Origin of the sequence: Planktothrix prolifica NIVA-CYA 540 (assembly GCF_963864145.1) — a bacterium.
GTDB classification, from domain to species: Bacteria; Cyanobacteriota; Cyanobacteriia; order Cyanobacteriales; family Microcoleaceae; genus Planktothrix; species Planktothrix agardhii.
In genome coordinates this window covers 3,201,414-3,208,054 of record NZ_CAWLTW010000001.1, presented here as the reverse complement: position 1 = coordinate 3,208,054, position 6,641 = coordinate 3,201,414, and the positions used below count along the sequence as shown (strand labels likewise).

The 6,641-nt window shown below is 39.5% G+C and carries 5 protein-coding genes; 3 read left to right on the top strand and 2 right to left on the bottom strand.

Annotated features, from left to right (window positions below; all coding sequences use genetic code 11):
- The 3 genes from AC559H_RS14270 to AC559H_RS14260 all read left to right on the top strand — a co-directional run.
- Nucleotides 1-375: hypothetical protein (locus AC559H_RS14270; RefSeq protein WP_026798532.1), on the top strand; the 375-nt coding region annotated here is incomplete at its 5' end.
- Between the two features lie 11 nt (nucleotides 376-386).
- Nucleotides 387-1,850, top strand: a complete 1,464-nt coding sequence (locus tag AC559H_RS14265; protein ID WP_237746357.1) for a dynamin family protein — start codon at nucleotides 387-389, stop codon at nucleotides 1,848-1,850.
- Nucleotides 1,851-1,872: 22 nt separating this feature from the next.
- Nucleotides 1,873-2,715, top strand: coding sequence for a hypothetical protein (locus AC559H_RS14260; protein ID WP_237746364.1), 843 nt, complete (start codon nucleotides 1,873-1,875; stop codon nucleotides 2,713-2,715).
- 87 nt (nucleotides 2,716-2,802) lie between these two features.
- On the opposite strand, the gene AC559H_RS14255 is transcribed toward AC559H_RS14260, so the two are convergent.
- Together AC559H_RS14255 and AC559H_RS14250 are read right to left on the bottom strand one after the other, a co-directional pair.
- Entirely contained in the window at nucleotides 2,803-3,486 is a 684-nt protein-coding gene (locus AC559H_RS14255; RefSeq protein ID WP_026796063.1) for a M48 family metallopeptidase, read from the bottom strand.
- A 20-nt stretch (nucleotides 3,487-3,506) separates the two neighbouring features.
- On the bottom strand, nucleotides 3,507-6,635 hold the full coding sequence (locus AC559H_RS14250) for a type I restriction endonuclease subunit R (RefSeq protein ID WP_026796064.1): 3,129 nt from the start codon (nucleotides 6,633-6,635) through the stop codon (nucleotides 3,507-3,509).
- Nucleotides 6,636-6,641: the final 6 nt, after the last annotated feature.

The window sequence follows — 6,641 nt, the reverse complement described above, 5'->3', positions numbered from 1 at the left end:
GCTGCTTTATGTCTTGTTGTTCAAGCCTCTGTATTTATTGATTTAAGGAATAATTATCCAAATGCTTTGGAAGATAACCGCCTAAGCTGCTATGATGTCAAAATGCTCATAGATTATTCCTCACATTTTTTATGTATAGGAGTTGAAGATGTTGCATCAATAGAGGAGCATTTAGAAATAACAAGAGAAGAAATTCCCAATGATAGCAACCAAGAAGTTTATATACGAATTCACATTAGTAATGGGCAAAATATAATAGGAAAAGAAGTTCCTTACATCCTCAAAAGAGACTTACCCTCTGATGGAAAACGAATTATTCAACGGAGGGTAAGTCTAAAAAATCTGTCTGGATTAGAAAATTTTAACCATATTTAAGGAGTCTAAAAATGGATTGGAAAATAGCATCTTCTTACTATGAAGCACGTCTTACCGACGCTTTAAACGTGCAACGACACGCGGTAGATTTAGCTAATTTACCACAAGCACAAGTTCCGCCTCGATTAAAAGACATTCTTTTAGAAGAAGAAGAACCAACTCGTCGCCAACTTGAAAGACTCAAAAAACGTGAGTTTCGTATTGCCGTTGTGGGACTAGAAAAAGCCGGAAAAAGCACCTTTATTAATGCTTGGTTAGAATGTGATTTACTACCAGCAAAAGGAGGACGATGTACCTTTACAACCACCCAAATTTATTCCGTTGAAAATGAGTCTGAACAAAGGCTGGAAGTACAAGCGAGAAACGAAGAACAGTTTATCAATTTACTCAACGAACTTGAAAAAGTAAAAGCGACAGAAGACCTAAATACTATACGCTCAAACGAAATAACTTTACAACAGGTTAGAAAAGAAGGTAATCTGAATTTTCCCTTTACTAGACTGGAAGATATTAGAGATAAACTCAAGAAGTATGTAGCAGATGAAAAATATGCTCATGCTGTTTTAGATGCGAGACTTTATACTAACAAACTGGCTCAGGCTGAAGGGATTGTTTTTTATGATGTTCCCGGTTTAGATTCCGGTTTAGCAAAGCACGTTGATGAAGCACAAGCAATGCTGTCTGACTGTGATGCTGTGATATTGGTACAACGTGATCCTAGTCTCAAAGAGAAAGAACAGGAAATAATAAAATTTACAGAACTTGGCGATAAAAATGTTACTGTTGCTGATAAGCTTTTTGTTTTTTTAAGTCGGATTGATTCATTGGCAACTCCAGAAGCTCTAAAAACACATATTGAAGAAGCATCCCAAGATTGGTTAAGACGCGCAAAACTTCCCCCTCAGCGTATTGTCTCAGGTTCAGCCGGAGCTTACCTAAGCTTGAATAATTTAGCAGGAGAACAGACTAAGTTAGAGATTGGGGATGCTAGTGATATTAAAGCTAAGTTGCAGAAATTAACTGGAATTACTGATGAAGAAACTCTTCGGACAAAAGCAACTGGTATTCCAGTCATTAAAGATAAAATATTTAACTATATTAACACAAAACGGGTTGATATTTTAACAAAAAGATGCGAAGCTTCTATCAATAAAATCATGAGTAGTTCTGAAGAAATTTATCGGATAGTTAGTAAAAATTATCCTGAAAATCCTGAAGAAGCAAAGCTTTTTGAAGAAAATAATCAGCTAGTCTTATTTACAGAGTGGTGGGATCAAAAATGGCAAACTATTAAAGCTGATTTACAAAAATACTATCAAGATTCTATTGCCAATGAATCTTTAGAAAGTTCAGAATCTAAATCATTGGCTCAAATAGAAAAATTTAGAGAGCGATATTTACAAATCGTTGATGTCGAAATGAAAAAACTTCGAGAGGAAACATTTAAAAAGAAAGATACGATTTTTTCTGGCTAATGCTTTTCCAGTCTTTGCTCGAATGAAAGCTAATTTTGCTTGGCGTGATGATTTGTATAGTGATATTACCAAACTTCTTTCTTCAATTGCTCATCAACTTGCTGTAGAACTTAAAGATGAAGCCTTAGAATTAGTTAAATACATGACCCATTTATTATGGGGAAGTAATCAAGTAAAATCCAGACTCATTCAAAATTCAGAGGAGTATTTTTTAGAAAAACTAGAGAATAGCTTAAGTGTATTATTTTTACGCTTTGCTCGTCCTGTTGCAGAGGCACTGATTCGTTGTCCCCTTAAGAGTGATATTCGCCACAAAATTATCAAAAGTTTAGGAGTAGATATTGAAATTATTGATAACTACTATACGGGTGAAGAAATTGCATTTAAAGTCCTTAAAAAATATGCAAAACATGGTTCTGATTTGCTATTTAATCCTGAACTTCGGCAAGAAGTATTAGGAGTTAAAGAAGTAGCGCCACAAATTTCTGATCTATTAAAGCAAATCGTAGCAGATGTTTCTAATGAGCTAGAATTTCCACAAGAAAGAGAAGAAGCTGAAGCGGTAGTTTTTGAGGTACAACATGATATTAATGCGCTTGAGGAATATTTACGCTATGCAATTTTTGATGCAGCAGGTTTTGAGTCCTACTGTATTCAAGAATTAAAAGGTTTAATTGATAGTTTTAGAGATAAAAAAGGGACTTGGAATGGGGTTGCCATCAATGAATGGAGGCAAGGAAATTCACTTCTATTTGCTGAAATTCCTGATAACTTGAAGTCACAAGAATCGAATTTAGAAGTCAGTGAACGATTAAGACAATTATCCATTGCCTTAAAAAGAAATCATTCACTAGCGGGATTGTAGGCTGTATAATACGAGACAAAGAGGAAATATATAAATTCAACATTATTGTAATGCCATAAATTGTCAATTATCCCTATTTGCTGTTATCTAAAAATCTTCTTCTAACGCATTCCCATGATCGCGTAACCAATTTTTGGCAAGTTGATAATTTGGGACTTGGACGGCGACTATATTCCAAAATGTTGGAGTATGATTACTTTCTAACAGATGGGCTAATTCGTGAACAATCACATAATCTATGACAAACATGGGGGCTTTAATCAGTCGCCAGTTGAAATTTACGTTGTTCTTGGACGTACAGGAACCCCAACGATATTTGCTATCTGTGATTTTGGCTAGGTTAAACTCTACACCCATATATACTGCATGAAGTTGAACGCGAGGTAAAATCGTTTCTTTGGCTTGTTGGATGTACCAGTTCTTAAAAACTTCACCGCGCCGCTTTGCTTGTGCTTTGGGTACTAAAAATCGATTATTAATAAATTGAATTTCCTCACTACTTTCTGATAGTTCCAGTTGATAATTACGCCCCAAATAAGGCAAAGATTCACCATTAACTAATTCTTTCCCTGGTGGAGATAGGGGCGGATGATACTTTTGTTCGTGGTGGGTTTTTTCATAAAGCCATAGTTTTCTTGATTCTACAACTTCCTGAATTTTTTCGAGGTCTGTCCCCGTGGGTGCTTTAACAACAATAGAGCGATCTCGCTCAACCGTAATAGTTAGCTTTTTGCGTTTAGGAGAATAAACAATCTCGTAGTCAAGTTTCATTTTAGTTGAGTCAGTCTAGTTTAATCAGCGTATAAAATAGTATCATTATTTTTCTTGGCTAATTCCATTACTCGCGAAATAATATGCTTGTAATTTTGAACGATTTTGGGTAATTTTATAAAGTCAGATGATAAGAGGATTTTTTTAATCTCAGATTGGAGTTTATTAGAGGCGGGAATACTTTCCCAGAAACCTGTTAGTTGCAATTCTTGTTCGATTACTATGAACACTTGTTGAGTTAGTGCTACGTTCTGGGCAATTTGATTTTCATCTAGTTCTATATCGCCAAAACATTCACTTTTGAACATCCGAAAAAATGGCATTTGTTTTTTCTTGTGCAATCCATAAGTAGGCTCATTTTCGGCATTTTTAAGGCGCTGACGTAGTTTTTCTAACTCTGCGTAGATTGTCTGCCAGTTGTCTTTGAATTGTTCGAGGATTTGGGCAAGGGCGGCGGCAAAAGAGGCTTGTAGGTCGGGGTCATCATCTAGTTCGATATCAATGTGGTGACGAATAGCGTGTTCGACGACGGCAGCTTTGGTTTTAGTACGATCTCGCTTGCTGACTTCACGCTCAAAGTTATCATCTAAAATCGAAATCGGCTGAATTTTGAGATCGATACCTTGGGAAATTAGGTAAGCATCGGTAATTGCTCGTAGTTTTGCGGGGATGCCTTTCATACTCAGGCGAGAATCATGAAAGTGTCTTTCAGCTTGGATGTTGATGTTAGTTAATACCTGATAGTCAGACATAAACGCAAGGGCTTCTTTAGCCGGGAAAACTAAGTTAAGACTACGAGTAAATTGTTTGAATGCTAGAATAAACTCAAAGCGAATATCTTCATCATAAAAAAGATCAAAAAAGGCATCAACATCGGTTAGGTCAGTTAGTCCATTTTCGGCAAGCATTGACCTAATCGCCCGATGGTCTGTTTCTAATTGGCGTATTTCTGCTTCAGGAAAACTGAGGGTATCTTTGACTTCTTTTTGTTCGCGTTCGTCGTAGTTATCGAGTGCTTTTTTGAGGTGATGTCCCACGCCTACATAATCGACAACAAAGCCTTTTTCTTTATCCGCACCACTGACACGGTTAACACGGGCGATCGCCTGTAACAAACTATGAGCTTGAATGACTTTATCGAGATACATCACCTGTTCGATAGGGGCATTAAAGCCTGTCAATAGCATATTATTAACTATGACAATGCCGATTTCACCCGTAATCCCACTATCTTCGCTATCAAAGGGTAGTTTAAAGCTTTTGATCGTAGTCTTGTGTTTGGAAGAGTTAGAGTATGCTTTGAGGTGGGGTAGATCGTTGTGATTATCAGAAATAACTACATCAGTCTTGAGTTTTTTGAGGCGATCGAGGTTGAGATTATGGGGGTTAGATTGCTCTAATTGAGTAATATTATCGGCTAGGGCAAGATCGAGGTGAGTTTTATAGCGGACGGCGGCTTCGCGAGAGGTGGCTACGACTTGGGCTTTATAACCATTAGGAAAGATTGATTGCAGATAATGGGTAATGATATCCTTGGCTTTGGCGGCGATGGTTGATTCGGCTTCTAGGTAAGCATCGCGGGAACCATAGCCCAAGATTTGAAGGCGCTCGGTAAGGTTGTATTCGCTAAAAACATCTGCAAAGGTGTTATCCATACCTGTTTGATCTGGTACTTCGGCGTTATGGGTACGGCCTTCGTAAACTATTTCTAAAGTGACTTTATCGGCAATTGATTGACGCATGGTGTACCTGTCGATGTAATCGCCAAAAACATCCTCGGTTTTGTCGATGGGGGTTCCAGTGTAGCCGATGCGAGAGGCGTTAGGGATGGCTTTGTCGAGATTGGCTCCCAGGAGGCTATATTGCGATCGGTGTGCCTCGTCGGTCATTACTAGAATGTTGGTGCTGGGGTTGAGTTCGGGAAAAGTTTCCTCTAAATCACGTTCTTGGAATTTATGGATCATTGCCATGACGAGATCCGAGGAGTCGCTACGCAGGAGTTCCTTGAGTTTGGCAATACTGTCGGCGGGTTTGACGGTGAAACCGATGTTTTGACCTGTTTCTGCCAATTGTTGCTCTAATTGGGTGCGATCGGTGATAAATACTACTTTCCACTGGGAGAGGTTGGGATGGCGGTACATGGCTCTTACCATAAACATCATGGTGAGGGATTTGCCTGAGCCTTGGGTATGCCAAATTATGCCGCTACGCGATCGCGGGGTTGTGCCTTCTAGGAGGCGCTGCACGGCTTTTTTGACGGCGCGAAACTGTTGATAGCGCCCGACAATTTTGATGGTTTCGCCTTTGTCATTAACGGAGAAAAGGGTGAAATTACGAATGATTTCGAGGAGGTTATGATGGTCAAGCATTCCCGCCACGAGACGCTGCTGATCGTTGGGGCTACTGGCTCCATGAGGTAGGTCTTCAAGGGTGCGCGGGTAGGGATCTGCCCAACGATAAAAGTATTTTTCGATGTGGGTGGAAATGGTGCCAAATTTGGCTTCGTTACGACAGGTAACTATTAGAAACTGGTTATACCAAAACAGAGGAGCGCTACCTTCACCTTTGGCTCCGCGCTGTTCGCTATAGCGCATTAGTTGGTCTATTGCTTCGGGGATTGCGTCGTGTACTTTTGGGGATTTGCACTCAATGACGACGACGGGTAAGCCATTGAGAAATATGACAATATCGGGAATAATATGGTGTTCTGTGCCGAGAATGCGGATTTTGAATTGGCAAATGGCGATAAAGGAGTTATTGCTGGTATGGGCAAAGTCTATAAATTTGACGGTGGGGCTTTTTTCGCCTGTTTTGCGGTTTTCGGAGACGCTGGTATTTTCTTGGAGTAGGGTGAAGAAATGGCGGTTATTTTCGAGGAGGTTGTTACTGGGAAAGTTAGCGGTAAGTTGTTTAATGATTTCTTCGATTTGGTCTGTTTCGAGCCAAGGGTTAATTACCTGAAGTTGTTGGCGCAAAATTGGCAATAGGACGACTTCGGTGAAGTTTTCGCGATCGCTATCTTGGGGTTTTTGGTGTTTGTCGAGGTCGCGCACTTCCCAGCCTAAGCCATGTAATTGATCGAGTAATGGCTTTTCGACGTGGTTACGTTCATCGAGTTTGATCGCGGTTGGGGTTTTATCTGGTTGCATAGGGTT

Excerpts from the sequence above, each read along its gene's own strand:
- AC559H_RS14265 (WP_237746357.1), top strand. The coding sequence starts at position 387 with ATGGATTGGAAAATAGCATCTTCTTACTATGAAGCACGTCTTACCGAC.
- AC559H_RS14260 (WP_237746364.1), top strand. The coding sequence starts at position 1,873 with ATGAAAGCTAATTTTGCTTGGCGTGATGATTTGTATAGTGATATTACC.
- AC559H_RS14255 (WP_026796063.1), bottom strand. The coding sequence starts at position 3,486 with ATGAAACTTGACTACGAGATTGTTTATTCTCCTAAACGCAAAAAGCTA.
- AC559H_RS14250 (WP_026796064.1), bottom strand. The coding sequence starts at position 6,635 with ATGCAACCAGATAAAACCCCAACCGCGATCAAACTCGATGAACGTAAC.